At 36.4% G+C, this 25,873-nt stretch carries 30 protein-coding genes and 4 pseudogenes; 20 read left to right on the top strand and 14 right to left on the bottom strand.

All coding sequences use genetic code 11. The annotated features are described in order from the left end of the window. Positions 1 to 32: 32 nt before the first annotated feature. From NX903_RS12385 to NX903_RS12370, 4 genes are all read left to right on the top strand, one after another. Positions 33 to 260 (top strand): sulfurtransferase TusA family protein, encoded by a 228-nt coding sequence (locus NX903_RS12385; protein WP_012116896.1) that lies wholly within the window; start codon positions 33 to 35, stop codon positions 258 to 260. Positions 261 to 319: 59 nt separating this feature from the next. After that, on the top strand, positions 320 to 1,096 hold the full coding sequence (locus NX903_RS12380; protein ID WP_029318134.1) for a sulfite exporter TauE/SafE family protein: 777 nt from the start codon (positions 320 to 322) through the stop codon (positions 1,094 to 1,096). A gap of 446 nt (positions 1,097 to 1,542) precedes the next feature. Next, a complete protein-coding gene (locus NX903_RS12375) occupies positions 1,543 to 2,202 on the top strand; it encodes a GntR family transcriptional regulator (RefSeq protein ID WP_042976734.1) in 660 nt (219 codons plus the stop codon). Continuing rightward, a complete protein-coding gene (locus NX903_RS12370; RefSeq protein WP_144486713.1) occupies positions 2,189 to 3,181 on the top strand; it encodes a DMT family transporter in 993 nt (330 codons plus the stop codon). The genes NX903_RS12375 and NX903_RS12370 overlap by 14 nt, the downstream gene beginning before the upstream one ends. Before the next feature lie 561 nt (positions 3,182 to 3,742). On the opposite strand, the gene NX903_RS12365 is transcribed toward NX903_RS12370, so the two are convergent. Together NX903_RS12365 and NX903_RS12360 are read right to left on the bottom strand one after the other, a co-directional pair. After that, a complete protein-coding gene (locus tag NX903_RS12365; protein WP_024572218.1) occupies positions 3,743 to 4,270 on the bottom strand; it encodes a PadR family transcriptional regulator in 528 nt (175 codons plus the stop codon). Beyond that, positions 4,267 to 5,109, bottom strand: coding sequence for a sialate O-acetylesterase (locus tag NX903_RS12360; RefSeq protein WP_144486710.1), 843 nt, complete (start codon positions 5,107 to 5,109; stop codon positions 4,267 to 4,269). The genes NX903_RS12365 and NX903_RS12360 overlap by 4 nt, the downstream gene beginning before the upstream one ends. Before the next feature lie 459 nt (positions 5,110 to 5,568). Between NX903_RS12360 and NX903_RS12355 the strand changes: the two genes are divergently transcribed. The 6 genes and pseudogenes from NX903_RS12355 (at position 5,569) to NX903_RS12330 (ending at position 8,084) form a co-directional block, all read left to right on the top strand. Beyond that, positions 5,569 to 5,967 carry a hypothetical protein gene (locus NX903_RS12355; protein WP_186436839.1) on the top strand — a complete coding sequence of 133 codons (399 nt, stop codon included), beginning with the start codon at positions 5,569 to 5,571 and terminating at the stop codon, positions 5,965 to 5,967. Positions 5,968 to 6,116: 149 nt separating this feature from the next. After that, a pseudogene (locus tag NX903_RS12350) lies at positions 6,117 to 6,422 on the top strand (ATP-binding protein); the annotation flags it as partial. Next, the gene (locus NX903_RS12345; RefSeq protein ID WP_086344103.1) at positions 6,419 to 6,562 is read left to right on the top strand and encodes a hypothetical protein; all 144 of its coding nucleotides are present in this window, start codon (positions 6,419 to 6,421) and stop codon (positions 6,560 to 6,562) included. The pseudogene NX903_RS12350 and the gene NX903_RS12345, both read left to right, overlap by 4 nt. Before the next feature lie 95 nt (positions 6,563 to 6,657). Continuing rightward, positions 6,658 to 7,086 carry a RusA family crossover junction endodeoxyribonuclease gene (locus tag NX903_RS12340; protein ID WP_086344102.1) on the top strand — a complete coding sequence of 143 codons (429 nt, stop codon included), beginning with the start codon at positions 6,658 to 6,660 and terminating at the stop codon, positions 7,084 to 7,086. Positions 7,087 to 7,167: 81 nt separating this feature from the next. Next, positions 7,168 to 7,374, top strand: coding sequence for an XtrA/YqaO family protein (locus tag NX903_RS12335; RefSeq protein WP_144486706.1), 207 nt, complete (start codon positions 7,168 to 7,170; stop codon positions 7,372 to 7,374). A 131-nt stretch (positions 7,375 to 7,505) separates the two neighbouring features. Beyond that, positions 7,506 to 8,084, top strand: coding sequence for a sce7726 family protein (locus tag NX903_RS12330; RefSeq protein WP_144486704.1), 579 nt, complete (start codon positions 7,506 to 7,508; stop codon positions 8,082 to 8,084). Here NX903_RS12330 and NX903_RS12325 read toward each other — a convergent pair. Next, positions 8,032 to 9,141 carry a beta family protein gene (locus tag NX903_RS12325; RefSeq protein WP_144486702.1) on the bottom strand — a complete coding sequence of 370 codons (1,110 nt, stop codon included), beginning with the start codon at positions 9,139 to 9,141 and terminating at the stop codon, positions 8,032 to 8,034. The two genes, NX903_RS12330 and NX903_RS12325, sit on opposite strands and share 53 nt — an antisense overlap. Positions 9,142 to 9,335: 194 nt before the next feature. Between NX903_RS12325 and NX903_RS12320 the strand changes: the two genes are divergently transcribed. Both NX903_RS12320 and NX903_RS12315 read left to right on the top strand, forming a co-directional pair. Further along, positions 9,336 to 10,619, top strand: a complete 1,284-nt coding sequence (locus tag NX903_RS12320) for a putative phage abortive infection protein (protein ID WP_144486700.1) — start codon at positions 9,336 to 9,338, stop codon at positions 10,617 to 10,619. A gap of 90 nt (positions 10,620 to 10,709) precedes the next feature. After that, on the top strand, positions 10,710 to 11,165 hold the full coding sequence (locus NX903_RS12315; protein WP_086344101.1) for a hypothetical protein: 456 nt from the start codon (positions 10,710 to 10,712) through the stop codon (positions 11,163 to 11,165). 282 nt (positions 11,166 to 11,447) lie between these two features. Here NX903_RS12315 and NX903_RS12310 read toward each other — a convergent pair whose 3' ends face one another. After that, positions 11,448 to 12,368 carry a hypothetical protein gene (locus tag NX903_RS12310; protein WP_144486698.1) on the bottom strand — a complete coding sequence of 307 codons (921 nt, stop codon included), beginning with the start codon at positions 12,366 to 12,368 and terminating at the stop codon, positions 11,448 to 11,450. A gap of 426 nt (positions 12,369 to 12,794) precedes the next feature. Here NX903_RS12310 and terS point away from each other — a divergent pair, with 426 nt between their 5' ends. From terS to NX903_RS12285, 5 genes and pseudogenes are all read left to right on the top strand, one after another. Next, complete coding sequence (gene terS / locus NX903_RS12305) at positions 12,795 to 13,589, top strand: phage terminase small subunit (protein WP_144486696.1); 795 nt, start codon at positions 12,795 to 12,797, stop codon at positions 13,587 to 13,589. Further along, positions 13,582 to 13,767, top strand: a pseudogene (locus NX903_RS12300) (phage terminase large subunit); the annotation flags it as partial. The gene terS and the pseudogene NX903_RS12300, both read left to right, overlap by 8 nt. Positions 13,768 to 13,793: 26 nt before the next feature. Continuing rightward, positions 13,794 to 13,934 (top strand): annotated as a pseudogene (locus NX903_RS12295) (phage holin family protein); the annotation flags it as partial. Positions 13,935 to 13,978: 44 nt separating this feature from the next. After that, positions 13,979 to 14,766 (top strand): annotated as a pseudogene (locus tag NX903_RS12290) (peptidoglycan recognition protein family protein). A gap of 128 nt (positions 14,767 to 14,894) precedes the next feature. Continuing rightward, positions 14,895 to 15,311, top strand: coding sequence for a hypothetical protein (locus NX903_RS12285; protein WP_015483456.1), 417 nt, complete (start codon positions 14,895 to 14,897; stop codon positions 15,309 to 15,311). A 152-nt stretch (positions 15,312 to 15,463) separates the two neighbouring features. Here NX903_RS12285 and NX903_RS12280 read toward each other — a convergent pair whose 3' ends face one another. The 8 genes from NX903_RS12280 to NX903_RS12250 all read right to left on the bottom strand — a co-directional run bounded on the left by NX903_RS12280 (position 15,464) and on the right by NX903_RS12250 (position 20,781). Continuing rightward, complete coding sequence (locus NX903_RS12280; protein WP_038429347.1) at positions 15,464 to 15,799, bottom strand: hypothetical protein; 336 nt, start codon at positions 15,797 to 15,799, stop codon at positions 15,464 to 15,466. 52 nt (positions 15,800 to 15,851) lie between these two features. Then, the gene (gene cdiI / locus NX903_RS12275) at positions 15,852 to 16,211 is read right to left on the bottom strand and encodes a ribonuclease toxin immunity protein CdiI (protein ID WP_144486694.1); all 360 of its coding nucleotides are present in this window, start codon (positions 16,209 to 16,211) and stop codon (positions 15,852 to 15,854) included. A gap of 117 nt (positions 16,212 to 16,328) precedes the next feature. After that, positions 16,329 to 16,769 (bottom strand): SMI1/KNR4 family protein, encoded by a 441-nt coding sequence (locus tag NX903_RS12270; RefSeq protein WP_144486692.1) that lies wholly within the window; start codon positions 16,767 to 16,769, stop codon positions 16,329 to 16,331. A 21-nt stretch (positions 16,770 to 16,790) separates the two neighbouring features. After that, positions 16,791 to 16,856: a hypothetical protein gene (locus tag NX903_RS20980; protein WP_418911854.1), complete on the bottom strand. Its 66-nt coding sequence runs from the start codon at positions 16,854 to 16,856 to the stop codon at positions 16,791 to 16,793. Positions 16,857 to 17,019: 163 nt separating this feature from the next. Then, positions 17,020 to 17,574 (bottom strand): SMI1/KNR4 family protein, encoded by a 555-nt coding sequence (locus tag NX903_RS12265; RefSeq protein WP_069704079.1) that lies wholly within the window; start codon positions 17,572 to 17,574, stop codon positions 17,020 to 17,022. Further along, complete coding sequence (locus NX903_RS12260; protein ID WP_144486690.1) at positions 17,574 to 19,301, bottom strand: T7SS effector LXG polymorphic toxin; 1,728 nt, start codon at positions 19,299 to 19,301, stop codon at positions 17,574 to 17,576. The genes NX903_RS12265 and NX903_RS12260 overlap by 1 nt, the downstream gene beginning before the upstream one ends. A gap of 456 nt (positions 19,302 to 19,757) precedes the next feature. Continuing rightward, positions 19,758 to 20,546 (bottom strand): SDR family oxidoreductase, encoded by a 789-nt coding sequence (locus tag NX903_RS12255; protein ID WP_250635015.1) that lies wholly within the window; start codon positions 20,544 to 20,546, stop codon positions 19,758 to 19,760. Further along, complete coding sequence (locus NX903_RS12250; protein ID WP_032725163.1) at positions 20,533 to 20,781, bottom strand: Atu4866 domain-containing protein; 249 nt, start codon at positions 20,779 to 20,781, stop codon at positions 20,533 to 20,535. Before NX903_RS12250 ends, NX903_RS12255 begins: the two co-directional genes overlap by 14 nt. A gap of 128 nt (positions 20,782 to 20,909) precedes the next feature. Here NX903_RS12250 and NX903_RS12245 point away from each other — a divergent pair, with 128 nt between their 5' ends. Further along, complete coding sequence (locus NX903_RS12245) at positions 20,910 to 21,821, top strand: AraC family transcriptional regulator (RefSeq protein WP_144486688.1); 912 nt, start codon at positions 20,910 to 20,912, stop codon at positions 21,819 to 21,821. Between the two features lie 200 nt (positions 21,822 to 22,021). On the opposite strand, the gene NX903_RS12240 is transcribed toward NX903_RS12245, so the two are convergent. After that, positions 22,022 to 22,465, bottom strand: a complete 444-nt coding sequence (locus NX903_RS12240) for a MerR family transcriptional regulator (protein WP_029318107.1) — start codon at positions 22,463 to 22,465, stop codon at positions 22,022 to 22,024. Between the two features lie 169 nt (positions 22,466 to 22,634). Here NX903_RS12240 and NX903_RS12235 point away from each other — a divergent pair, with 169 nt between their 5' ends. Next, a complete protein-coding gene (locus NX903_RS12235; protein WP_032725166.1) occupies positions 22,635 to 23,486 on the top strand; it encodes an aldo/keto reductase in 852 nt (283 codons plus the stop codon). A gap of 134 nt (positions 23,487 to 23,620) precedes the next feature. Here the strand turns inward: NX903_RS12235 and phrE are convergent, their stop codons facing one another. Continuing rightward, positions 23,621 to 23,755 (bottom strand): phosphatase RapE inhibitor PhrE, encoded by a 135-nt coding sequence (gene phrE, locus NX903_RS12230; RefSeq protein ID WP_032725165.1) that lies wholly within the window; start codon positions 23,753 to 23,755, stop codon positions 23,621 to 23,623. A 409-nt stretch (positions 23,756 to 24,164) separates the two neighbouring features. Here phrE and NX903_RS12225 point away from each other — a divergent pair, with 409 nt between their 5' ends. Continuing rightward, positions 24,165 to 25,292, top strand: a complete 1,128-nt coding sequence (locus NX903_RS12225) for a Rap family tetratricopeptide repeat protein (protein ID WP_077671578.1) — start codon at positions 24,165 to 24,167, stop codon at positions 25,290 to 25,292. Positions 25,293 to 25,873: the final 581 nt, after the last annotated feature.

Here is a 25,873-nt window from a genome sequence, read left to right as displayed (position 1 = left end):
CACAAGTTCTATTAAAAAGAGGAGAGATGAACATGAAATCAGATAAAGTATTAGACGCAAAAGGCCTGGCATGCCCAATGCCAATCGTCAGGACAAAAAAAGCGATGAATGAACTGGAATCAGGTCAAATATTAGAAGTGCATGCAACAGATAAGGGAGCTAAAAGTGATCTTGCAGCTTGGTCTAAATCAGGCGGGCATGACCTTTTAGAGCAAACTGATGAAGGTGATGTATTGAAATTCTGGATTAAAAAAGGCTAATAATGTGAAAGGGTATCGAATAAAAAGATACCCTTTTCCTTTGAAAGGAGGAAACCAAAGTGGATATTGCCTTTATCACAACTCTTTTCATTATAGGGTTTATTGGTGCCTTTATTTCCGGAATGATTGGTATTGGCGGAGCAGTTATTAATTATCCAATGCTATTGTACATTCCTTCTTTAGTGGGAGTGATGTCATTAACTGCCCATGAAGTTTCAGGGATAGGGGCTATTCAAGTTTTCTTTGCGACACTCGGCGGTGTTTGGGCTTATCGTAAGAGTGGTCTTCTAAATAAAGCATTAATTATTTACATGGGAAGCAGCATCCTTTTAGGGAGTGTATTGGGGAGTTACTTTTCTCATTACATATCTGAAAAAGGAATTAACTTTATATACGGAATTCTGGCTATTTTAGCAGTTATTTTAATGTTGATACCTAAAAAAGGACAAGAACATAGCGAAGACAAAGAAGTGATATTTAATAAATGGTTGGCTTCGTCCCTAGCGTTAATCATAGGTGGTGTATCAGGTATTTTAGGAGCTGGCGGCGCCTTTATCCTGGTCCCCATTATGTTATCGATTTTAAATATTCCTGTTAGAATCACAGTCGCTTCATCTCTTGCGATTACATTTCTTTCATCTATTGGCGCAACAGTTGGAAAAGTAATCACGGGCCAGGTTCTTTTTGTACCAGCTCTGGTTCTTATGATTGCTAGTTTAATTGCATCTCCTATTGGTGCATCAGTTGGGCAAAAAGTAAATACAAAATTCCTGCAATGGGTTTTAGCGCAATTAATAGGTGCGACAGCTATTAAAATTTGGTTAGAGCTTCTTTGATATGAGTCAGCTGGTAAAATGAAAGATTAAAAGATTCATCACTCGTTGGTTTCTTATTAATGTTATAACACTTGCTCACGTTCAATAAATGTTTCAAGTGCTTGATGAAATTCTTTTTGATAAAGGTGACTTGGACAAGTCTTGACTATAGTACTATGAAGATAACTAGAGAAAAATTAGAAAAACAACAGATTTGGATATATGGTATATCTCTTATTTTCGTAGGAGATACCAGGAGTAGCATCAGCCATTTTATTTAGACCAATGTTAGTTCCCATCGCCATCATTGCAGCGGGGTTTTGGTACTTAAAATGGATGAATTTTTAGAGCCTTTGTTTAAAATAACCAAGTACCATAAACAGTCGTTTTTAGAACTTGCTAATTGAATGTATCTGATTGAAAAAATTACAGTTGACCATAAAACCAATATCCGATATATTGGTTTTATGAAAAAAGATATTATTAAACCCATTAAACGTACGTCATTAAGAGATGAAGTATATCTAACTTTGAAAAAAGCAATTGTTACATTAGAACTGCAACCGGAGCAACGCTTAAATGACAAAGAGTTAGCAGAAGAATTCGGAATTAGCCGTACTCCGGTTAGAGAGGCTCTAAAACGTCTTGAAGATGAAGGACTGGTTGAATCTATTCCTGGTTCAGTGACTCGCGTTGCACCATTAAATCTTGAGGAGGCAAAACACGCATTTACTGTGGTAGCAGCTTTACATTCATTAGCAGCTCGTTTAGCAGTACCATTACTCAAAGAGGCAGATATTCAAGAATTAGAGTTCAGTAATAAAGCCTTACTACTATCTATTGAGAAAAAAGATATTATAAAAGCAATTGAAGCCGATGAGCTATTCCACAATGTTTTTCTAGATGTGGCGGGAAATCCTGAAATCATTCGCGCGCTAGAACGAAGTATATCTAAGATTCAACGCCTTGAAATTTCTCAGTTCACTTCTATGAATGGTTTGAAATCAGTAGAACAACATCAGCACATTATAGAAGCATGCAAAAATAAAGATAAAGAAACAACAGCACATCTTGTAGAACAAAACTGGTTAAGTCTGGGGGAATTACTGACTTATGAGACAGATTGAGGTGAGAAATTTACGCCCTATTTTTTTAGGTATATGTGCTGCTTTCTTTTTTGCTTTCACATTTATATTGAATCGAGCAATGGAATTATCAGGTGGTAGCTGGATATGGAGTGCCTCATTACGATTTGTTTTCATGCTTCCATTTCTTTTACTTCTTGTTATGAGTAGGAAAAAATTAAAAGTATTATTACAAGTTATGAGAGAGAATTTAAGAGCATGGTTTTTATGGAGTTTCGTAGGTTTTGGTCTATTTTACGCTCCATTATGCTTTGCCGCTGTACATGCACCAGGATGGATAATTGCTGGGACATGGCAAATTACTATTATATCAGGATCATTGTTAGCTCCTCTTTTTTTTCAAACCATTGAAACACCAGATGGAATTCTTAAGAAAAGAGGAAAAATCCCAATGAAAGGTATGGGTATGTCATTAATTATTCTTCTTGGTATTTTCTTCATGCAAATGGAACAAGCAAAATCGCTTGCTGTAAAAGATATTTTGTTAGGTATTATCCCTGTTATTGTAGCATCTTTCGCTTACCCGCTCGGGAATCGTAAGATGATGGAAGTTTGTGGAAATCGTCTAGATGCTTATCAACGTGTCCTTGGAATGACATTAGCTAGCTTACCATTTTGGTTTTTACTATCCTTGTATGGTCTTTTTACAGAAGGATTGCCTAGTAAAGAGCAAACTATGCAATCTATTTTAGTTGCTATTTGTTCGGGTGTAATTGCAACTATCTTATTTTTTAAAGCGACTGATATGGTTAAAGGAGATATGCAGAAACTTGCAACTGTTGAAGCAACACAATCCATGGAGGTACTTTTTGCTGTTATCGGAGAACTAATTTTATTACATTCTTCATTTCCTTCTATTTTATCTTGGTGTGGTATGTTTGTAATAATGCTAGGAATGATAGCACATAGTTATGTTTCCCATAAAGGTGAAACGGCGCATAACCCAAATATTAGTGCTTAATTGATATTTTAAAATGTATAGTATGAACCCTTTACTAGTTAGTATAGGTAATTTTATTACTTTTAAGTAGAAGGATACGAACAAAAACCGATGTCCCGCATATATAGGAACATCGGTTTTTTCTTTATGAAATGAAATTTTGCTTTAGCATGCGAAATTCGGTTATTTTTGGTGCTTCCCCATTGACATCCAATTCAAAAATGTTCACCTTCACTGCTTGTTCAATTAGAGGAAGTGATTCCTCTTTAAGGGAGATCACTTTTTCTTATTCGACTAAGCAGCAGTTTAGCGGAAGAAGGAGAAAAATCAGTTGACTTACTTGAATACTAAATAGGTGTAAAAAGTGGTTATTAATACGAAGGATTGAAAAAAGAAGAATACGCAGCTGATTCACTTGCTCTTGTTGGGGGCAAGTGTTGACAATCCTATTACTGGTTTAATTAAAGAAGGAGTATAAAACCTGTATCAATGATGTTACTAGATATCTACGACACAGGTTTTATATTTAGCTAACTAATATTCTTATATATCTAACATTACATTTTTTTATTATGCAATAGTTCACTCTATTTCTGCTTTCAATTTTTCGAACCACTCTAAATTAATCAAGTGATGTGAACGGGAATTTTCGTTCATACGGCGAAAGTAATTGATTGTGCCGGGAATTTCTTGAGTAATGGACAGGTATTCATCAAGGAGCTCGATTCGAGCTTTAGTCTGATCGATTTGTGATTGGATCAGATCCAGTAATTTATTTTTGTCGAATTCATCGGCAAAGAGTAACGCCCCATAAAATTGCAGGTTCACATATTCCGATTTGGTGCCGTATTTGATCATTAATTTTTCGAATTCTGCCCTTCCCGATTCTGTGACTTTAAAGTTACGGATTTCACGCCCGCTGGTTGAGGGTTTCTGCTGAATCTGTTCAATAAAACACTTTTCTTCAAGTTGCTGCAGATTGTAATAAAAAGAACCTTTCGTGAAGTTAACAATGTATTTGTAATGACGTTTTTCCATTAAGGCCAGAAGTTCATAGCCGTGAGCTCCGGGGTTTTGGATTAGCAAGCCAAGGATAAGTAAGGGAATCATGGTTTCATCATCTTCGCCATCCGCGCCTCAAATTCCGCGTACGTGATTTTACCCGAAGCTAAATCCATACTATGAAGATAAATCTGTTCTGTTTTAGAATAGTCACCATTCACTTTCAGTGATTGCTCCTCTCCCGAAATGGGTTTCAGGATATGGTGATTTTTCGAAAAAGCCTCGAAATAGCGGTAACCGAATTTGCGTTGTGAAGCTGCGTCTAAATGAATGCCATCAGGATTCGCAGTCAAACCTGCTGCAGTAACAAAATAACAATTCTGTTGTTCATTAGCAAAACGCAGCAATTGTTCATTAACCTGTCGAAATTCAGTCGCGTGCTGTCCAAAACCGGTCTTCCCAAGAAAGTCACCAAGCCCTCCAATAATCAACGGTACCTCATCAAGCTCCAACTCGTTTCTTAGCGTCTCGATGATAAGAGTTAATTTCTCGTAATAAGTTTCATGTAGCGAACGATAACTGTCACTCTCACCTTGGTGCCAAAGGATTCCACAAATTTGACTGGATCGGAGGGCGAAGCGGGCTTCGGACAAAGCATGCTGAAAAAGGGTGCCTTCCGGATGCCAGTCATTCAATGAACTGCCACCTTCAGCACAAGGGATCAAGCCAATTTCTTCATCGGGATGAGCTTTCGACCATGCATCTGCAAAAGATGCCGCCAGGCCAACACCGGAAACCGGACGGTCGTAATTAATCGGCTCTGTCATCATCTGCCACTGTCCATTGCGCAGCATTTTTATTTTTTCATTATAGATAGGGTCTACTTCATTCAAAAATCCACGGCCCGCCATATTCGACTGCCCCAACATAAAAAAAGACTTTATCATCTAATTTTTCACTTCTTTACATCAATATTTTAGTCTAATTAGACTATAGTCAATTCAGTTTGTCTTGTAAAGTTTTAATAAGGTTTTACTTTTATTATTAGTATGTATGAAAAACAAACTAACATTGAACATTTGGTTGATGTATTTGAGAAATAGCAAGTTCTTTTGTTTTTTCTTATCCAACTATCGAGGGCTTTAGTTCAATAACGATCTTCCACAATCGGGCGCGATTATTGAACAAAAATTAAAGGAGTGATACATATTAGTCATGTATAATATGTATCACTCCTTATTTTTTATGGCTTTTTTTGATTTAGGTCTTGATAAACAATGAAAAAACAACACAAACCCTGTCATGTAAGGGTTCCTATGAGGTTCAAAATCATTTTTCATAGGAAATACGTTCAATGATGGGGGTGTATCCCAAATGAAATGGATTGTTAAAAAGGGAGGGCTATGTTGAAGGGGTTAAATATCAATAAAAAATTATTAAAAAGGTTAACGATTGTACCAATTTTATTCATTTGTTATGTTTTATTTTTAAATCCTGAAGTTATACTTGAAGAGAAATGTCCTAATAAGCCTTATAGTTTAACAATCGTAAAGCACGGGACAGGTATATTTGACAAGAAAATTGTTCTAATATATTACAAAATCAACGGAAAAACAGTAGCTGTTGGAAATTTGGTGTTTTTTGAGAATTTGGGAAGAGATATAGATGTTACTTGGGATACTAATACTGATGATGGAACTTGGTGGATAAATAAAAGCGTACATTTAACCATGACCTATGCTAAAAATTTTAAGGGAAATTTAGACAAGAAAGATATTGATTTTGATTATGGTACTGTCCAATAATAATGAAGTCAAATAGGAATATATACTAAAAGAACCGCCAGTTGCGGTTCTTTTGTGTTTAGATTTAAACGGATTTAAGAGCTCTTTTTTTCTTTCCTTGCAAGTACCATGATTCCAGAAGATTATCATAAGTATTGCTGGCATAACTTGACAACTTAGTTGTAAAACTCGATGTCATGAGAAAGGTCGAAGTCCTATTCATTGATGACTTATTCAAACCAATAAACGGGCAGCCAAGGGCAACCGATTGGCAGGTTGAACAAATCCAGTCAGTCTTGAACTATCGGTATTTAAATCACAAACCTTTGCTGATTTCTTCGGAGTTAACAATCGATGAGATTTTGGATATAGACGAGGCTCTTGGTTCACGAATTCACCAGATGTGCCGTGATTACATAGTGATTATTAGAGGCGATCGAATGCAATTAAATCATAGGTTAGGTGATTGTGAATGAAGGAGAAAATGAATGTAAAAGCAACTGGTGGACTTTATATGTTTGGACCTTCAGATCGAAATAAAGGTAAAGATCTTACACCAACAATCCGTTTACTTGAGGAAAAAATAAAGCAAATGGAGCGGGTGCTTAGTGCTTAAAGCAGTTGTGTCTCTGCTGGCAGTTTTAATTTCGGCACCGAGGATAGAAAAAGAAATTCAGCTATGGGAACAGCTTGACGGGAGGTAAAGAACAGTTGGATTGCATTAAGTTCACTGTTTATGGTGAGCCAGTCGCACAAGGACGACCGCGTGGATCAATACGAAATGGGAAGGTGCATATGCGAGATCCAGCGAAATCAAAGTATTTCAAGCAGTATGTAGCTTTGGTTGCGTCTCAGCATCGTCCGAAGAACATTATTAATGGCCCTGTCGCAATGGATGTCAAAGTGTACAGACCTATGCCAAAATCAGTTTCAAACTCATCAAAGAAGAAAGAAAAAGCTGAAAAGGGTCTTCTGCGGCCGACTACAAAGCCCGACGTTGATAATTATGTAAAGGGCGTGAAAGATGCTTTGAATCATCTGATATACAAAGATGATAGTCAGGTTGTGGATTTGAAAGTCAGTAAGTTTTATAGCGAAGAGCCGAGGGTGGAAGTCTTGATAAGAGAGGTTTCTGCCTAAAAATAAAAAACACCGAAGCGCTTAGCCTCAGTGTTCTTGATATGAACTGGTACATATATCATAACACAGGGGGCGCTTTGAGTGTACAATCCAAGAGAAATTAACGTCAAAAAAGACTTCACTATTCAGCAGAAAATTGACCCAGGGAAGGTTAAAATCATTGTTTTAGATGGGAATCAAGGTTCTGCACATGTCTTAGAAGCACCGGAGCACGGTAAGACTGTTATTCAAACTGTAAAGGGCAGTTTTGCGCGGGTTGATCATGAGATAGGGTTTAAAGTGAAATGATTCTGGAGATTCAACTTTAAAATGTGTAGTGTTTGTAAACCTTGATAGAATATAAAATCAAATTCTTCTTCTTTAAATAAGTGGGTTCTGTGTTATTATTTACCTTGATACGTTAAAAAGGGTGAAAGACATTGCGGAAACTTAGAGATAGTGATATCCGGGAAGTTTTGTTAACTCATTTGCTTAATAAATTTTCCGATGATGAAAATATAAAAATAATCAATGAATTAGGTGTTCTTCATGGACAATCTAGAGTAGATATAGCTGTGATTAATGGTATGCTTCATGGATTTGAAATTAAAAGCGAAAGCGATACATTATTAAGACTGCCAAGTCAGATAGAAGACTATAATAAGGTATTTGACAGAATGACAATAGTTGTTCAGAGAAATCATTTACATGCGGTCCGAAAAATAGTTCCAAAATGGTGGGGAATTCTTCTTGTTACAAGGAATAAAGATCAAATAAATTTAAGGGAAGTTAGAAAAGGGAGATGTAATTTGAAAGTAGACCCGTTTTCATTAACTCACTTGCTATGGAGAAATGAAGCACTCGATATTTTGAAAGAAAGAGGTTTGCAAAAAGGATACTTAAGCAAACCTCGGGCAGAATTATATGAAAAGATCTGTAATAGTTTCACTTTGGAAGAGATAAAGGTTATTGTGAACGAGCAACTAAGGAATCGTGAAAACTGGAGAGTTGATTGCTAGCCAAAGTTAAATGGTGGTTAGTTCCAACTTTCCTCCAAGTTTCTGCATTACCTGTACTATTTCTTCCATGTGCACATTCATATATATAATTGTCACCATAAGAGTAATCCTTACCATAAAAACTATGATGCTCAATTAGTCTTTTACATAATGTTTGAGCTTGTTGCCACTTTCCGAATTTCGGACTTCTTACTGAATGTCCTCTAAAAAATAGATAATCCTCATTTGAGGTATACCTAATATTTGCGGCCATTTGTATCAATCGAGGATCAATTGATATGTATTCAGGATTAGAAATTACATAATCACCGAATGATGGGAATCTTGATAAATTAGTTGATAATAACTTTTTGTAGATGAGCCATTCGCTTCTAGGAATGCTTCCATCTGTACCAGTTGGTATTGAAGATAAATTCTCTGGAACGCTCGTTCCTATAAAGGTAAGGGTTCTCCAGTCATTTATATATGGAAGTGTTAATAATGTACCCGCGACTAATGAAGACATACGTGATGTGTGATTGGGGTCGATGTATCTATAATCTAGAATAATATCAATTTTTTCTGGAGAGGCTGGGAATTTTCTTAAGAAAGTACTTATTAATTCATCAGTATTATCTAAATGCTTATCTGACAATCGTAAGCAGTATCCTGTATCATAAGTCTCTATAATGGTACGAACAGCCTTTTCATAATTCAGACCAGAATTCGGACATATAACAGGAATTGCATTTAAATTTTCTTTTAATAATGAATCAAAAATATGTTTCAGTGGGTGTATTTTATTGACGGTCATTTCTTCGTCATCAATACATATTTGAAAAGCATCGATAAATATAGTGTTAGTACTGCCCCAAGAATTTTTTAATTGACTAGCAAAATTCTTAATATGTTCGTCAATTGTTTTTTTAGGACATTCGTTCTCGAAATCCCAGTCTATGGGCGGGATCTCTACTAATGGTGTAATTTTATTTTTAATTTTGTCATCAAGTTCTTTAATTGCATTTTGTTCACCTCTTTTCCACCTTAATACTGGAACATAATGATTTTCATTAAACATACTAAAAACCTCCAATTTTTTAGGATAAATGTATTACGAGCCGAAAAAACAAAGGTTTCATAAATTCAGAAAAATTATTACATTCTTTTTAAAATTCAACTTGATTATGGAAATACTTGATGAAATCGATGATTTAAATGAGGCTTGCTATATCATAACGAAGATATTTTTATGATTATTTCAGGAGTGATTAAATGTTAAAAAGAATACTTACTTATTTAAAATCAAGTGAAAATAGATGGCTAATTGTAGGATGGTTATTTGTTTTTGTAGCTGTACTGACTCCTACAGTGCTATTAATTAAATTAAATAGTAGTTTAAATCTTAAGAAATTCGATTCTTTAGGACCGATTGGAGATTTTCTAGGTGGAACCACTGTTGGGTTATTATCACTTGCCAGTATAGTTTTTGTAGTCGCGACTATTTCAATGCAGAAGAAGGAACTAGCATTGCAAAGAAAAGAATTAACTATGCAAAGGGATGAATTAAAAAGGACTAGAGAAGAATTCGAACTTTCTAATCAAACTTTGTTGAAACAGCAGTTTGAAAATACATTTTTTAATATGATTAATCTGCATCACAATATTTTAAAGGACTTAAAATTAGAGAGAAAAGAAACAGTTTTCGCTGGAAGATATGTATTTGAACAACAATATAAACAATTAAAACAGATTTATAACAGTATAATAAAACAAGATTTTTTTAATGAGACAATACATCAACTCGTTAACAGTGAGAAAATACAAAAAACAAATCAAATAACTAAAATTCTTTTCTTAAAAGAAAAGAGAGATGAGTTATTCGAGAAATTACAAGACAATATTTCTGCTTATTCTTATATTGATGAATATGACGAAATACAAATTGATACGCGTTATTATGAAGCTGAAGAAAAAATTTATAATGAAACAGATACGCATTGGTTGCAGATTAAAAAAGATGCAGAAAATTATTTTGAAAATTACATGAAGAATAATGAAGAAGTTTGTAGAGAATATTTATTATCAACAAAAACAATGTTTAATTATGTTCTCACAGAACAAGATAGTAATAAAATAAGTAAAGAATTTTTTTTCGATGATATAACAATTAACTTTTTACTTGAATTTAAGAAAGACTTTCTGCTCTCTCCATTAAAGGATTTGAGAAATAATGCTTATGAGTTAATGTATAGTCAAAATGAAGATGTAATAGGACATTATTTTAGAAATCTTTATAGGATAATAAAGTTTATACAGGATGGAAAGTTTAGTGATGATATTGAAGAAAATGAATTAGAACAAAGAAAGTATAGAGGCATTCTTCGGGCTCAACTATCATCAATTGAACTATTAATGCTTTTCTATAACATAACTTATTCAGAAAAAGGAAAGAAGTTTGCTGATTTGATTTTAAATAAAAATTTCTTTGATGACCATTTAGTGAAATCAAAATTTTTATGGACAAATGACAATCAAGAATTAAGAAAAATTAATTAAACTAGTCCAAGACGGAAAGCCTGCGGACACTGAACTTACACGCTGTTTGTTTGGTGTCCGTTTTTTTATTTGGAAAAGGAGGACACAATCATGCATCGAAAAGAAATTGAAAATCTAATCAATAGCTATCACTGGATGGTGAAAGAGGTTCATCGATTGCAGAGAGTACTCTATGGTTCAGTAATTCCAATGAAAAATTGGGGTGTTGCTCAATATGGATTAGAAGCTGCTATGCCAAAAGGAAGTCCCGGGAAGAGTCAGGCTGAATTGCGGCAAATGGATATGAGAGAGGAACGTCTTTTCAAACGTCTTAAGTATTATGAAGAGCGAGTATATGCAGTGGAGTTAGGCGCCGAAAAAATCAAAGGGGAGCAGCACAAGATTATTTATGATTGCATGATGGAGGGAATGAGCTACCGTGCAACAGGTCTTCACCTTGGCATTTCACGGGAAACTGTACGCAAAATGAAAGACGAGTTGATCAGCCAATTATGCCAAGATTGCCACTTTGAGCATATGTTGAATCTGGAAAAATCCGTGGTGTAAAATGGGAGGCAGGTCGGTGCGGCTGGAATTTATGCAGTATTGCATGCGATAGTCACGCGCAGCGGTGAGATCCTGCTTGCCAGGAAAGTCTTTAAACCAGCTCTCAATTTATCTTTGCTTATCTATTGAGGGAAATCGGCGAACCATTAGTAAATAAATGCGAATAGCGTAAGACAGTGCTTATTCGGCAAGAAAATGAATAAGGTTACCTTTTTTTACTATGATAGTAATAAAAAATAGAAAGCTTTATTTCATAAGAATAAAGCTTTCAAATAGAATGAATTACTCTTCAGGAGAAATTTCAGTTAGTGTTTCTAATAGTTTTTGAGGTTCCTCTAAACTTTGTGGTGATTCGGGAAAAGCTTCTACTGCTTCAGTAGGGGCATCTAAAGATGGGTGGAACTGAGCCCCCTCATTAATCAGCCCAGCAAATAGTTCAGCTGATTTTTTAATTTCACCGATTGCTTCTGCTGAATAATCTGATCCTTCAATTACATTTTTTATTTCGGCATCAGTAATGGCATTGATACTTTTTTGAAGGCCCTCTAAAAAAGCATCAGAAGCTTCAGTTTGTTTTTTTACTTGTTCGTTTTGCAATACTGTTCTTTCATACAGAGCTTTTGCATTTAAATACTGTTGTGAGTTTATAGCAATTTTTTGTGCTGCGTCTATAATTTTTCCTAATATTAGTAGAGCAGCTGAACTACTAACTAAGATTTCCATCCACATGGAACCTGTATCAAAGCCTTGTAAATTAAATTGGCCATCAATTTCTTTATTAGTTATCCCGCTTTGAAAAGCTTTATTTAACTTCTTTGTAAACTTCTCTAGTTCATCTAATGTATTGAAGTTTGGAAGTTTAACACTAACTGTGTTTTTGTCCTGTTTAGACACAGATTTATCAATTAGTGTAATAAATCCATTTAATTTCTCTTTCACAATATTTATGTAACTAACTATTTGGGTTGAAATTATCGATTCAACTTCCACTTTGTCTTCAGGTGAACGCAAGTGATAGATATTACCTAGAGACTCAAATCTCTTAATATCATCGTCTAAAAAGCCTAAACAAGATAATTCGTTTATAGCATTGAGAGACTTTTGTAAACCAGTTATCATTTTTTTATGACCACTATTGGAAACTTTAATTGCAATCTGACTATTGTATTTGTCGAGCATGTATTTCATATCTCTTAGTCTCATATTAACCCCCGAAGAATGTATTTTTGTTTATTTTACCATGAATTATATGAATAAGTTACAAGGCGAGATTAAAATCTTATAAATGCTAAGTCTCAGAAGGATGATGAAATTTAGACCTTCATTCCCTAATTAAGGACTTCCAATGGATAATAATTAGGCTTTTAAACTTGAGGGGAGAGAGAAAGCTGGCCACCCTTATTGAAAATCAAAGATAATTTTTCCTGGGGGACAACATTACTGAAGAAGATTTTAATAAAACAGGGCTTCAGTGGGATGATTTGACACAAATTTACGAAGATACTTAAAACATATAGAGAGCCTGAAAGATAATGCAATTTTATTCTAATAATACAAAATCAGTAGATCAATAGAAGAGTAAAACAAACACAAACTCAATTATAAGTTCTGGGAGGTGGGTGAGATGTAATGCCAAGACCACGTGATCCCCGAAGAGATGAAGCCTTTCGTTTGTGGGAAGAGAGCTGCGGGAGCAAGAAATTAAAAGACATTGCTGAGGAATTAGGTATCACAAGCAGCACTATTCGCAAATGGAAAGCAAACGATAAATGGGAAGAAAAAATAAAAGGGAGCGCTCCTAAATCGAAAGGGAGCGCTCTTTTACGTCGAGGCACACCTAAAGGAAACAAAAACGCAAAAGGGAACAAGGGAGGAAGAGCACCGCTTGGAAATAAAAATGCACTAGGAAATAAAGGTGGTGCTGCTCCACTAAGAAATCAAAACGCTGTGACTCATGGATTCTTCTCAAAGTTCCTGCCAGAAGAAACGCTATCGATCATGGAAGGAATACAGGAGCGATCCCCTGTCGATATGATATGGGACCAAATTCAGATTCAATATGCTGCAATTATAAGAGCGCAAAAAATCATGTTCGTTTCTGATAAGCAGGAAATGATTAAGGAACTGAAAAAGAAAAAGGCTGTCCTATCTGAGACAAACGAAGTCGAAGAGGAAGAATACGAATTCCAATTTTCTTGGGATCGTCATGCTACGTTCTTGAATGCCCAATCGAGGGCAATGGCAGAACTCAGGAACCTTATAAAACAGTTTGACGAATTAGCCCATTCAGAAGACGAACGACGCCTTAAATTGGAGCATATGCGTTTAAGTATAGACAAGAAAAAATTAGAGATTGAAGAATTTACAGAAGAAGATAAACCTTTTGAGATCACCATTGTGAACAAAGGTGATGACAGTGATTAAACATGTAAATCCACATTTTAAAGAATTTCTCTTTGACTGGAATCAAAAGTTTCAGTTTCTTGTGGGTGGTTATGGATCATCCAAAAGCTATCATGTGGCACTCAAAATTGTTCTGAAATTGCTTAAAGAAAAACGAACTGCACTTGTTATCAAAGAGGTGTACGACACACATAGGGATATTTTACCTACGTGCGTCAGGAAGCTGTCGCTAATGAAGGATTGTCAATAACTGAAAATTTAGCACAGATCGGTGTTAAAATCCCTACAACGATAACAGATCGATTACAAACAATTGAGAACGAAAAAGAACAGAGTAAGAATAACGCAGACAAAGCTGCTGGCTAAGCCAGTGGCTTTTTTTATTACACAGACAGAAGGAGAGAGGATATATGGCCATTAAAGTTGTAAAGAATTTAGTCTCTAAACCTAACCCTATGAAAGCTGATATATCACTATTCACAACACTGCAAATGATGCTTCAGCAGCCAATGAAATTTCATATATGAAGAATAACTCTAGCTCAACGAGCTTTCACTTTGCAGTAGACGATAAGCAAGTCATTCAAGGTATTCCAACGAATCGTAACGCTTGGCACACAGGAGATGGAACAAACGGCACAGGGAATCGAAAGTCGATTGGTGTCGAAATTTGTTATAGCAAGTCAGGAGGGGCACGATATAAGGCAGCGGAAAAGCTCGCTATTAAGTTTGTGGCGCGGCTACTGAAAGAACGCGGATGGGGTGTTGATCGTGTCCGTAAGCACCAAGACTGGAACGGCAAGTATTTCCCGCACCGTATTTTGTCAGAGGGAAGATGGAATCAAGTTAAGGCTGCCGTTGAAAAAGAATTAAAGGCGCTAGGTGGGAAAACAAGCTCAAGCAAAGCAAGTATAGCTAAAAAGAAAACAACAAACACAAGCAGCAAAAAAACGTCATATGCGCTGCCTTCCGGTATTTTCAAAGTGAAGAGCCCAATGATGAGAGGGGAAAAGGTAACACAAATTCAAAATGCACTGGCAGCTCTTTATTTCTACCCGGACAAAGGGGCGAAAAATAACGGCATTGATGGCGTTTATGGTCCGAAAACTGCAAATGCAGTCAAGCGATTCCAGTCAATGAATGGTCTGACTGCTGATGGCATTTATGGTCCTAAGACAAAAGCGAAAATTGAAGGATAACAGAAATTGAGAATACCCTTTATAATCCTATTGTGTCAAATTTATGAAGTTTAATCTAGGTGGGAGGATTTGTTAAATGAAGACGAGTATTATTACAGTGACTTAAATTTAAAAGGGGGAAATGTGAAATGAAAAAGTCGTTAGTATCAATGTTTTTTGTTCTGATTTTAATGTTTACTGCTATGGGAAGTGCTTCAGCCTATGAATTTAAAGGTATGCTACCTCTTAATGACAAGGTAAGTGGATCTTTTGCTGATGCCGCTGCTGCTAAAGAAGGGCATGAGTGGCAATTCCATCCGGGATCAGCCACAAAAGTAAAGTTTTATTTGTCCAAAGATAGTACAACAACTCCGTTAAAAGTTAGTATTTACAAAACGGATGTAAATGGTGGTGGGACAACTTTTGTGAATTCTTATGATTCCTCAGAATTATCGAAACATACTATTGCAGTCAGTAAAAGCTATACTTATAGCATAAGGGTTGCTGGATATAGCACTGCAAAAACTGGCGGATCATACACATTAGAAAGTTCTGTAATTCAGTGAACAAAAGGGAGCGATGGCTCCCTTTTAAAGTTACTACATCAGGGTAAACAGCAGGAACAATGATTCCTCGCTTGCTATTGTTTTCGTCAAGAATGTACCAACCGCCTCGATATGTAAAACCCTTCTTTATGTAAGAAGGGTTTTAATTTTATTCAACCTTTAAATATATCTGGAATCTTATCTCGCCATATTAATAGCAATTCTCTAAATTGATCGGTTTCAATTGAGTTTTCATAGGGTTCTTCTATCCTAAAAGAGTTTTCAACAATTGTCACATCTTTCTTGATGAGAACATTTGTAGCATTTAACTCAATCTCAAAGTCTTCATATATCCCTTCTGAAATTTTCTCAATGTAATCTATATACTCGTTGGTTTGTTCTTCTGTAGCGATGTTTTCAATGAAATCAGAGAAGATACTGATTTCTTCTGGCAATACTATTCCTAAATCACCAAATGGATCTTCTTCAAATTTATATGAATATTTCATATGTTATTTCACCTTAAAGATTATTATTTATATAACGGATATGCAGTTTTGTTTATATCTTAATATCATACTTTTCCTTAATTCTTTTCATGTAGTTCTCTACCTCGGGTTTATTTTCTGGGTGTCGTTCTACATATTCCCTAACAATTTCATTTAAATATTTATAGAAATTTTCGTAATCTAATATGACTTCTTCATCTTCCTCGATTGCTGGGTAATCGAAATAAAAAGCTATACCCTCATCTCCAAAATAATCTTCTTCCCACTCTTCGTAGTCATCAGCAAATACACACCAGACATTCTCTATACCATAACCCTCTCCGTTGGAGAATTTCTCTAAAATTCGTAAAAATCGTTCATCACCCATAACCTTAAAGAAATAGTTAATTAATTCTTTAGTTTTATTATCCATTTCATTTTCACTCCCAATTAAAGCCCTCTATAACGAGAAGGGCTTTCCATCTTTTTATACCGGAGAAAGTATTAAAGAGCCTTTCTGCTCAAAAAGAAGGGGAAAGGCTTTATTCGTTTATTCCTCGTATAGTTTATTAACCAACTCTGTAAATGAATCATATATATGACTCAAAGCTTTATCTGGATCTTCATATGCAATCTCGTGGTCCCAGAAAACTACGGATGGATTCTCTTTATTCAGACGATAATCGAAGCAGATTTCGTTACCGAAAGGATCACAAGCAAAAGGAACTATCCCAGGAAGCATCCTTCCATCCTGGTAATCTTCAAAGACCTCTAAAATAAAACTTGAACTATCCTCAGTTAAACCATGTAATCGATTAAAAACCGCGCCTTTTGTATTTTCAAAGTCAAATATCTTTTTACTTGGGCGCGCCCCATTGTTGTTTAATATAGTTGTAATGTAGTCTTTTGGAAACTTAATATCTAATGCCTTTTCGATTTTTTTAACAGTTGTTTCCCCAATTGGCTCTTCGGCAAATCTCCATTCTGTCATATTACCGACTCCTATCTGTTCTTACTTCCTCCACCTCAAAGGTGTATGGCCTGTTTTCCGATGCACCTTTTGGTCAACTAATTGTATTCTCCTTGGATTTTGATGATGATGCCAAGTATGAAGTTTATTGTTTATAAAACTTCGTTAATATAGCCATTTATAGATTGTAAATAGAATAAGCCCTTCTCATTGAGAGGGGCTTGTAAGTGACTCTTCTTTTTAAAGTCATTCATATTGGATAAATCTTATTTTAATCATCAAAAAAACCATCTTTAAATTCCATTGATTCTATTCCTGAATCATCAAAAGACTTATGTTTTATCTGCTTACTAAACCTCATGATAAAGTCAGTAAAGCTTTCCGCAACCAAATAAAATGCTTCCCGTTCATTTGTAGATTCATGATCCCAAAAATGAACTCTCCCGATCGAATTGCCCTCGATAGTTAAGCTTATTTCATTTCCTCCTGGACAACTTGCAATCGGGATTCTTCCTTGAGGGAATTCTTCTTTATATGCCTCTATGTTGTAGACAAGTGAATTATCATTATTATTTAATCCATAAAATAAATCGACCGTTATTAATTTATCTTTAACCCAAGGGTTTTCTTCTAAAGAGTTGCAATAAATGTCATCTTCATTAAATGCACACTCTCCATACTCCAGAAGGAAATTTTTATATTCTAGCGGCAATGTAAAACCATACTTCGATTCAATAGCAATGACGTCACTTTCTGAATATGTATTCTCACCGTATTTTTTGATATCAAATTGCTCTAATTTGTTTTTAATAACATCAAAACTCATTATTTATATCCTCCTCTCAAATCTGACGCTGAACCTATATGTGGAATGTTTTTATGGAGTTTGGTTGGTACTAGTTGAATAGTATTCCCATCAAAATGATGAGGTGTAACTTTTTTAACATCCCTTAACCACTCTTTTGCTTGATTATTACTTTTAAATCCCTTCATTTCTTTAATTCTCTCATAAACTTTAGTAAAGTCATCTTGGCTCCCATTTAATTCCCCCGGTTTAAATTTTATTGTTGCTTCTGTCCAAGGAGAAAAATCAGGACGACCATTCTTGAAAGCAACCGGTTCCCCTTTGGTAACTTCGTTTACTTCTGGTTTATCCGAATACCATTTTCCGTTACCCGGAGTTCCTTCCCATCTGCCGTTAGTTCTAGGTAGCCTTTTTCTTGGATTAGCAGCTTCAATTAATTGAAGCAAACGATCCTTCAAACTTACATCATTAATAACATTATAGGGAAAGCCCTCAACTGTCACAACTTCTTCTCTCATAACAAATGGTTTCAGAGTTGAAAGAGGATCAGGAGTTGCATCAAGTTTCTTTGATACTTTTTTGACTGCAGCTTTTCCGGCTGTTTTCACTCCTATTTTAGCAACTGAACCAGCACCTTTTAAGCCAAAGATGTTTACTGCTGCATATGTAAACCAATGAGCCTTTGATTCTGTGTCACCGTTCTTTACGTCTCTTACATAGGAGGTTAAAATTGCATCTTTAATTGAATTAAATGTGGAATCATAGTGATAAACTGCAACTGCAGAATTAATAAGCATGTCGACAGGATGATTGTGTGCCATATAGTCTAATGTTTCAGCTGTCATATCATAAAGAGCTGTAACAGTACCTTTGGCTCCAGCCAGCAACTCACGTGTGTTTTCAATCTGTGTGAAATATCTTTGCTGATCCTCTGTTAGGTTATCGTAACCAATAGTTTTAGCCATTGAATAGAATTCATCTGCATCAGCATAGTCGTAATTTTTCAGTCTTTCTTTCAGCTTTTCGATTTCCCGTTCTTTTTCTTCTTTCTTCTTAATCGTCAAATAAGCCTCTGTACGATTCTCAATATCACCTTTTTTCTTATGTATATCACTCTCACGGTACGCCTTAGCGTTGTAGTGGATGGGCGTAGCGTTTTTACCTTTGCCCGTTGCTTCTTGGAGCTTTTGGAAATCTGACTTGATGAATTGTTCATTTGGTTCTGACATAGCATATTCTGTCAGTAAATCTTCGTCAAGATCACCTAGTTTTTCAATTGTTTTTTTGCGTTTATCATTGGCATCTGCAAGCTCATCCTTGAAGATTTCTGTTGAAAACAAGTCGAGCGGAAGGATGTCGTCAATGTCATTCAGGATATCTTTCATGGCTTTTTTCTGTTCAGACATGATGGACTTTGATTTTAAATGGGCGTTAGCCAGTTCATGTTCTAAAAAAGATTCTTCAATATAAGCAACAGAGAGACCTTTGTCCTCGACAGCTCCGGCAATGCTGTTAAAGAATGCGATTTTCATGTCAATGTAGTCGATCCATTGATCAGTGACACCAACATGATCGTGATAGAATGCTTTAATGTTATTAGCGCCTTTACCTGAGAATTCGCTGTCGTCCAGTTCAGCGACGCTTTGTAAAGCTTTTCTCAAGTTGACCATTTGCGTCCTTAGTTCTTTATATTCTTTGGCGCGGTCTGTAGCTTCAGACAGAAGTGTTTTAGCTTCAAAGACTTTCATAATCATACCCTCTCATTTAATCATATAACAAAATATTACCATGGAAGAAAGAAGAAACGAACTTTAAATTATCTTGATTAATCATATCAAAAGATATAGACGAAAAAGCTTGCGGTTTATTTGCGGGTGTAACACTTTCTCAAAAAGTTGGAATATTACATAGAAGGCATAAGGAGGGGGTCCTGTGAATCCGTTTTACATTTGCATATCTATAATCGATTCAAATCCCAATAAAAGGGAGGTTATGAATGGTACTCTTCCGCCATACTCGCTACAGTCACCATACCGCCCTCTTAATTAATTGAACACAGCGTATTCCAATACCATAATGCTCTAACTTAAAAGGCCGAGTTCAATTTCTCGGCCCCACCTAACTCAGTTTCTTATTAGTATCAACATTAATTCTTAGCTTCAATCCTCTTATGATTCTATTTCTCATACATAATGAGACTCTTTTTATAGTGATAGAGTAGGTCTTACAATTAATTCACTTACATCGATCTCTAGTGGCTGCGAGATTGCATAAAGAATTGCATGTGCAATTGCAGAAGCAGGAAGCGCTTGTCTTCGGTATTCGATCATAGCTTCACTCGCCTGTTTATCGGTAATATGGTCGGCTAGTTCTGATACCGTTACGCCCGGTGCAATTACAGTTGCTCGAATATTATTCGTTGCTTCCTGTCGTAAGCCTTCTGTGATGGCACGGACAGCATACTTGGTTGCGCAATAAACTGCTGCAGTGGAGGTAACCTCATATGCGCCTATGGAAGCTATATTGACGATATGTCCGCTATTCTGTTCTTTCATTACAGGCAAAACTGCACCAATACCATGCAGGACTCCACGGATATTTACATCAATCATACGATTCCATTCAGCGATTTTCAGAGATTCCAATTTAGATAATGGCATTACACCCGCATTATTTACGATGACATCGATTTTTCCGTATGCTTCTATAATTTCTTGGACGGTATGCTGCATTTGTTCAAAGTCTGTGACATCCAGTTGCTTGTAATCTGCATGATATCCTTTTTGGAGAAGAGTGGATACGAGTGTTTCTAACTTATTTGTTCGTCGCGCTGCTGCTATTACCGTAGCTCCATTCTCAGCTAATAAATCAACTGTTGCTGCTCCAATACCGCTGCTTCCGCCGGTGACAAGAACAACTTTATTCTTTATACTCATCTTTGTATCATCCTCTTTTAAGTAATTTTTCTTTAAGGAATCTTTAGCTTCTTTCACGATGCAGGACCATCCCTGCGTGATATAGAATTCCGTTTATAAAATCTCCATCAGCTGTGAATCCTGTATCATCTTGATATTCAATGTGGTCATCTGTTATTTGGTAATGACCTGTATATGCACATTCGACATTGCCGCGAGCTTCAACATAGCGTCCATCGGGCAGCAGTTCATGCCTAATATACCGATCTTTGGTAACCCAAAGTCCAGCATAAGAATGAGTGGTTTTTTTCATACTTCATCAACTCCTTTCCTGTTCTACTATTAGTATCAGGTAAAGTGAATATGGAGTGGTAGCCGGTATCTCTTTAATTCTTGCCCTATCCTCCAAGTGTCGATAAGTTTTATATAAGGAGGGATTTCATGTCTCTAGAAGTGCAATTGCAATCGAAAGAAGAGGAGCTTACAAACCTTGTGTCATCCTTTGCTACCAAGGAGGGTACGAACGTAACGTCAATCTCCGGGTTGGAATTTATTAGATCAGTCAAGCCGCTGGTGCCTGTCCATACTATGCATGAACCTGCTTTGTGTATTGTTCTGCAAGGGAAAAAAGTGATTTCTATGATTGGAGAAGACTTCTTTTATGGAAAAGGGGATTACTTAGTCGTAGCTGTCGATTTACCTGTTGTTGGGGAAATTTTAGAAGCAAGTGAGATGGAACCTTATTTATGTCTTCGATTGAATTTTAACTTAATGCAAATTGCAGAGGTCTCAAAAGAGTATAAGCAACATAGTACTAATCATAATGCTACAGGCCGAGGAATATTTGTGGATCAGACAGATGGGGTCATTCTGGATGCACTTATCCGACTCGTGAAGCTACTTCATACTCCTGAAGATACAGAAATACTTTCACCTTTAATCATTAAGGAAATTCTATACCGCATTATGCAGGGAAAGCATGGTCACACAGTAAAAAGCCTTGTTGCCAAGGGGAGTAAATTATCTGAAGTGGCTGCTGCTCTGAATTATTTAAGAAATCATTTTTCTCAGGAAATAAAGATAGATGCACTAGCTAAAAAAGTAAACCTTAGCCCATCAGCTTTATATCATCATTTTAAACAAGTTACAATGATGACTCCGATCCAATACCAGAGAGCTTTACGTCTTCATGAAGCAAGGCGGTTGATTTTCGGGAAAGATATGAGGATTGCTGATGCTGCTTTTCAAGTTGGCTATGAAAGTCCTTCTTATTTTAATAGAGAGTATAGAAAGATGTTTGGCAAGCCTCCAGGGAAAGATCGTAAAGAGAATCTGAATTTATATAATATATAGTCCAGATCAAGAAGCCGCATACAGATGCGACTCCTATCAATTTATATTTAATAGAAAGTAACCTTAAGGACTTTCAGCCCTATCGCCGTATATAAACAAATTTAATCCCTCATAATCTGTCATAAAACTTAGCATATTCAATATGGATTCCAATTTAGAAGTTTAAAAGCGATTGATGGGCTCATGAATATCTCTCAAATCTACCGGACAGTGGGTGAGTAAAATACGTCACTATGCATATGCTGTATTTTTTCCCAGTTGGCGGGATTAGTTGTATCAGGAGAGCCGTGCTCCATAATTGCCTGATATAGGGCAGTTTTTTGTTCCAAATGGGCAATGTGCTGTTTGGCTTCTTCGAGCTGAGAGAGTGCTTCTTCTTTATGCTCCATCATGAGTGTGTACCGTTGTGGAATGGTCGAATCTCCTTCAAGACAGAGATTCACGTACGTTTTAATGACTTCAATCGGCATCCCGGATTGCCTGAGGCATTTGACGCCAAACAGCCAGTTGATTGATTCTTCGTCGAACAAACGAATATTGTTTTTATTGCGCTGCACGCTCGGCACCAGGCCTTTATCCGTGTAAAAGCGCACCGCATGCTCGGTGAGTCCGGTTATCATCGCTGCTTCTTTGACTGTATGCATGTGTAATCCTCCTTTAAAAATTTTTTTAAAAAGTGCTAGCCTTCGTGTTACACGAAGGTAATAAGCTTATTATAACGCAAACTACCCGTAGCGGAATTCATTCTGTGTGCCCGATTTTCGCGCTGCGTGCTGTTTGTCGTTCTACATTTGAACAATAGGAGGAATTACAATGCAAACCGTAACATTAAACAATGGAGTGAAAATGCCAATTATCGGCTTCGGTGTTTACCAAGTCCCCGATGCTCAAGAATGTGAAAACGCAGTATATGAAGCACTGATGGCCGGTTATCGTCTGATTGACACCGCTTCCGGTTACCTAAACGAGGAAGCAGTTGGACGTGCAATCAAGCGGAGCGGCGTACCGCGTGAGGAGCTATTCATTACGACCAAGCTCTGGATTCAGGATGCCGGCTATGAAAGGGCCAAGATAGCATTTTCCAAATCATTGAGTAAGCTACAGCTGGATTATCTTGATTTATACCTTATTCACCAACCATACGGCGATTACTACGGTGCTTGGCGTGCGATGGAGGACCTGTACCGTGAAGGCAAAATCAGGGCAATCGGAGTCAGCAACTTCCACCCCGACCGTCTAATGGATCTCATCATGCATAATGAAATCGTGCCAGCCGTCAATCAAATCGAAACGCATCCATTCTACCAGCAAAAAGAAAGTGCTGCTTTTATGAAAGAGCAGGGAGTACAACACGAGTCGTGGGCACCGTTCGCTGAAGGACGCAATAACATGTTCAGCAACGAAGTGTTGACTTCCATTGCGGAAAAACACAATAAATCTGTCGCCCAGGTCGTGTTGCGTTGGCTTGTTCAGCGTGAAGTCGTTACAATCCCAAAATCGGTGCGCAAAGAACGGATTGTCGAAAACTTTGACATTTTCGATTTTGAGTTGAGCTTAGAGGATATCGAACAAATTTCAACTCTTGATAAAGGAGAAAGCCTTTTCGGGTCGCACCGAGATCCACAAATTGTAAAATCAATAAGTGCTATGAAATTTGATCTGTAACTGCCAGAGGAGATAATAGTGAAATATTTATTACCATTGTATGTAGGTGAACAAGATTCGCTTATCTTTCTTAGAAATAAGAAAAAGCCGTTATGAACGGCTAAAGGGAATGAGAACTAATGTTGTTTATCGAATCAAACAAGGAATTCATGAGTAGGTGCTAGAGTTACATTCCGGGATGCTTCCTTCATTTCACTATTAGACATAGATCCGAAAAAGGCAAGTCCAATTAAAACGGCGGATAAACTGATAAACAATTTAGATTTCATACATGCATTCCCCTTTCGATATTTGCTTTTGAGTATATACACTATTTTTGGGAATGGATAGTCTATTGCTGTTCGTCCTGCGCATATCATGCTACACCTTTTATGATGAAAATAATTTCAGAATGTTTGTGAAAAGTATTATACTATAAATAATTCTTTAATGAAGATTATCATAGTAAGGTGCAATGGATAAAATACGTAAGAAGCCCATTTCATAAAAATACTTGAATAACTTTCTTTACCGTTATACAGGAGAAAGAACGGATAGAGTCCTTACAAAAAAGCAGGCATAATGCCTGCTTTTTTATTATGAACAAACCGAATAAAAAAGTTTGCGGTTTTTTTGCGGTCCAAACACTTTTTGGAAATGTTAGAATATTACATAAAAAGACATAAAAGGAGGGGTCCTGTGAATCCGGTTTTAAGTTCGTCAGAAGTTGGCGTAAAGATCAATGAATGGTATAAAATGATACGTCAATTTAGTGTCCCGGATGCAGAGATTTTAAAGGCAGAGGTGGAGCACGAAATCCAACGGATGGAGGAAGATGAGTATTTACTCATTTACTTCTCCCTAATGAAATTCCGTCATCAGCTCATGTTAGATTATTTGGAACCCGTAACAACACGTATAAGACCAACTATTGAGGAACTTCTTGAAAAAATTGAGACTTCAAATAAAGGCATATCTGGCCTGTTGTCGTATTATTCTCTGTTTTTCAGAGGGATGTACGAGTTTGATAAGAAGCAATACATGAAAGCTATTTACTATTATAGAGAAGCTGAAAAGCAGCTTATACATGTCCCTGATGAGATTGAAAGAGCAGAGTTTCATTTTAAGTTAGCTGAAGCATATTATGGTATGAAGCAAAGTCATGTGTCTATGCATCACGTTAAACAAGCGTTAGATATCTATAATCAATATGAACTTTATAAGGTGCGGAAAGTTCAGTGTATGTTTGTTATTTCAGGGAATTATACTGATTTTAAACATTACGAAAAAAGTCAGCCGCATCTTGAAAAGGCATTAGAGTTATCTAGGGAATTGAATAACAAAAGGTTGATCAGTTCTGCACTATATAATTTAGGCACTAATTTTGCTGACAGCGGTGATTACGAGCAGGCGGAAGTATACATAAAGCAAGCAGTGGAGATTACAGAAAAAGAAAAGCTCACAAACTTGCCACATTCTTTATTTTCTTATGCTAAAATCCTTTTTAAACAAGGAAAAATGAATGAGGCTATCCAAGTAAGTAAGAAAGGTTTGTCAGCAGCTCTTTATCAAGGTGATGAGCTTTTCGCAAAATTACAGGGATATTTAAAAGCTCTTTATGTCGATGCAGTGGACCAACAAGGTGTTAATAAAACAATAGAATACCTAGAAAAAAATAAGAACTATTCATATATTGAAGACATTGCCTGTGAGACCGCAGCTGCTTACGCAAACTCAAAAGAATTTGAAACATCCTATGTATATCATCAGAAAATGCTTGAGACTCAAACACAAATTCAAAGGGGAGAATGCCTGTATGACTTTTAAAAAGAAGGTATGCCTAATCCTGGGTTTGTCACTTGTTTTAGTGTGTGGTTTCGGATCCTTAACAGAAAATCAAACTCAAAACACATTTCATATTGCCTCTGATCGTTTTCAAACTTGATAATATTACATTCAACCTCCTTCAGAAATGGAGGTTTTTTTATTTGATATCAACAGAAACATTGGAATCAAATGCGATATAATTAGTCCCCCCCTTTAAATCCTTGAGGCCTAATCTTATTTTTTGGAGAGAAAAAGGCAATAGGGCACCGCTATAACTTTTGGTTCTCCAGGAAATCTCTCAGATGGGAATTAAGTGGTTTTGGGATGCAAAAAAGACGCTTTCTTATAAAAGAATAGCGCACGATTGTTGAATACCTTATCTTTCTAACTCAATGAGTTACATTTAAAGTGATTTTGAGGCATGGCTGACCAATAACACTAGCTGCCCGGTATCAAACGAATCCCCTTCACAGAGCTTCAGTGTTTTTCTTTCTGATGGACCATCGAATATGTCTTCAGGAAGTTCCAGTTCGGTAGCATTAAAGATTGTAAGTGAACAGCATTTGTCGATGTCGTGATGA

It is taken from the genome of Bacillus sp. FSL R5-0576 (assembly GCF_038004765.1).
GTDB lineage: Bacteria > Bacillota > Bacilli > Bacillales > Bacillaceae > Bacillus > Bacillus subtilis.
Note: the sequence above shows the minus strand (reverse complement) of the source record. Positions and strands in the feature narration are given on the sequence as shown.

Excerpts from the sequence above, each read along its gene's own strand:
- phrE (WP_032725165.1), bottom strand. The coding sequence starts at position 23,755 with ATGAAATCTAAATTGTTTATCAGTTTATCCGCCGTTTTAATTGGACTT.
- NX903_RS12260 (WP_144486690.1), bottom strand. The coding sequence starts at position 19,301 with ATGAAAGTCTTTGAAGCTAAAACACTTCTGTCTGAAGCTACAGACCGC.
- NX903_RS12270 (WP_144486692.1), bottom strand. The coding sequence starts at position 16,769 with ATGACAGAATGGAGATTTGCCGAAGAGCCAATTGGGGAAACAACTGTT.
- NX903_RS12325 (WP_144486702.1), bottom strand. The coding sequence starts at position 9,141 with ATGTTTAATGAAAATCATTATGTTCCAGTATTAAGGTGGAAAAGAGGT.
- terS (WP_144486696.1), top strand. The coding sequence starts at position 12,795 with ATGCCAAGACCACGTGATCCCCGAAGAGATGAAGCCTTTCGTTTGTGG.
- NX903_RS12360 (WP_144486710.1), bottom strand. The coding sequence starts at position 5,109 with ATGATAAAGTCTTTTTTTATGTTGGGGCAGTCGAATATGGCGGGCCGT.
- NX903_RS12250 (WP_032725163.1), bottom strand. The coding sequence starts at position 20,781 with ATGAAAAAAACCACTCATTCTTATGCTGGACTTTGGGTTACCAAAGAT.
- NX903_RS12265 (WP_069704079.1), bottom strand. The coding sequence starts at position 17,574 with ATGAGTTTTGATGTTATTAAAAACAAATTAGAGCAATTTGATATCAAA.
- NX903_RS12240 (WP_029318107.1), bottom strand. The coding sequence starts at position 22,465 with ATGCATACAGTCAAAGAAGCAGCGATGATAACCGGACTCACCGAGCAT.
- cdiI (WP_144486694.1), bottom strand. The coding sequence starts at position 16,211 with ATGGATAATAAAACTAAAGAATTAATTAACTATTTCTTTAAGGTTATG.
- NX903_RS12375 (WP_042976734.1), top strand. The coding sequence starts at position 1,543 with ATGAAAAAAGATATTATTAAACCCATTAAACGTACGTCATTAAGAGAT.
- NX903_RS12310 (WP_144486698.1), bottom strand. The coding sequence starts at position 12,368 with ATGAGACTAAGAGATATGAAATACATGCTCGACAAATACAATAGTCAG.
- NX903_RS12235 (WP_032725166.1), top strand. The coding sequence starts at position 22,635 with ATGCAAACCGTAACATTAAACAATGGAGTGAAAATGCCAATTATCGGC.
- NX903_RS12370 (WP_144486713.1), top strand. The coding sequence starts at position 2,189 with ATGAGACAGATTGAGGTGAGAAATTTACGCCCTATTTTTTTAGGTATA.
- NX903_RS12365 (WP_024572218.1), bottom strand. The coding sequence starts at position 4,270 with ATGATTCCCTTACTTATCCTTGGCTTGCTAATCCAAAACCCCGGAGCT.
- NX903_RS12345 (WP_086344103.1), top strand. The coding sequence starts at position 6,419 with ATGAAGGAGAAAATGAATGTAAAAGCAACTGGTGGACTTTATATGTTT.
- NX903_RS12280 (WP_038429347.1), bottom strand. The coding sequence starts at position 15,799 with ATGAAATATTCATATAAATTTGAAGAAGATCCATTTGGTGATTTAGGA.
- NX903_RS12285 (WP_015483456.1), top strand. The coding sequence starts at position 14,895 with ATGAAAAAGTCGTTAGTATCAATGTTTTTTGTTCTGATTTTAATGTTT.
- NX903_RS12245 (WP_144486688.1), top strand. The coding sequence starts at position 20,910 with ATGTCTCTAGAAGTGCAATTGCAATCGAAAGAAGAGGAGCTTACAAAC.
- NX903_RS12315 (WP_086344101.1), top strand. The coding sequence starts at position 10,710 with ATGCATCGAAAAGAAATTGAAAATCTAATCAATAGCTATCACTGGATG.
- NX903_RS12385 (WP_012116896.1), top strand. The coding sequence starts at position 33 with ATGAAATCAGATAAAGTATTAGACGCAAAAGGCCTGGCATGCCCAATG.
- NX903_RS12320 (WP_144486700.1), top strand. The coding sequence starts at position 9,336 with ATGTTAAAAAGAATACTTACTTATTTAAAATCAAGTGAAAATAGATGG.